Raw genomic sequence first — 1,186 nt, 5'->3', positions numbered from 1 at the left:
AGCCGCATACTCTCGACAAGGAGGAAGTGTCGTGCAGATCGACCTTTCCGGCCGTACCGCCCTGGTTACTGGCTCCACCCAGGGCATCGGACACGCCATCGCCGTCGGCCTCGCCCGCGCCGGTGCCCGGGTCGCCGTCAACGGCCGGAGCGCGGAGCGCGTCACGGACGCGATGGACCGGGTGTGTGCCGACTCCGGCAGCGACGACGTCGTCGCCGCGGTGGGTGACCTGGCGACCGCGGAGGGCGCCGCGGCCGTACTGGAGGCCGTCCCGACGGTCGACGTCCTGGTCAACAACCTGGGCATCTTCGGCTCCGCCGCCCCGCTGGCGATCGATGACGCCGAGTGGCGCCGCTACTTCGAGGTGAACGTCCTGTCCGCCGTCCGGCTCATCCGCGCCTGTCTGCCTGGCATGACGGAACGGGGGTGGGGCCGCATCCTCAACCTGGCCAGCGACTCGGCCGTGGCCATCCCCGCAGAGATGATCCACTACGGCATGACCAAGACCTCGCTGCTCGCCGTCAGCCGCGGCTTCGCCAAGGAGGCGGCCGGCACGGGCGTGACCGTCAACTCCGTCATCGCCGGCCCGACGCACACCGGCGGCGTCGAGGACTTCGTCCGTGAGCTGGTCGGCGACGAGCCGTCCTGGGACGAGGCCCAGCGCGAGTTCATGATCAAGCACCGCCCGCAGTCCCTGATCCAGCGCCTCATCGAGCCCGAGGAGATCGCCCACATGGTCGTCTATCTTGCCTCGCCCTATGCGTCCGCGACCACCGGCGGTGCCCTGCGCGTCGACGGTGGCTACGTCGACTCGATCCTGCCCTGAGGAGCCCGGCGGCCGCCGCTTCCCAATTCCGCCTGAGGTCCGGACGTCTTTCGCCCGCGCCGAGGATGCCTTGGCACCGAGGACGCCCCGGCGCGGAGGCAAGCGTCGGCAAACCCTGTCATCAGCCGTCATCGGATCTGAGCGGTTCGGCACCGCCGCCGGACCTCGGAAAGCCAGGGGTCATTGGACGCCCGCCTGCCTGTCGTCAATTCGTTTCCTTCGACGACATCAAAGACGCGGAGGGTGAGGCAGGCGGGCACCGGGAGCGCAAGGAGCGATATGGGGAACGACGGAATGCGCGATATGCCATACGGTCAGCCGTCAGGTATTCAGTCGTAGGGCCATGGCTTGCCAAGTAAG

General features: G+C 68.8%; 1 protein-coding gene. It reads left to right on the top strand.

Annotated features, from left to right (window positions below):
- Positions 1-31: 31 nt before the first annotated feature.
- Positions 32-826 carry an SDR family NAD(P)-dependent oxidoreductase gene (locus ABEA26_RS35995; protein WP_345598289.1) on the top strand — a complete coding sequence of 265 codons (795 nt, stop codon included), beginning with the start codon at positions 32-34 and terminating at the stop codon, positions 824-826.
- Positions 827-1,186 lie beyond the last annotated feature (360 nt).

The organism is Streptomyces marokkonensis, from assembly GCF_039539045.1.
Taxonomy (GTDB): domain Bacteria; phylum Actinomycetota; class Actinomycetes; order Streptomycetales; family Streptomycetaceae; genus Streptomyces; species Streptomyces marokkonensis.
Note: the sequence above shows the minus strand (reverse complement) of the source record. Positions and strands in the feature narration are given on the sequence as shown.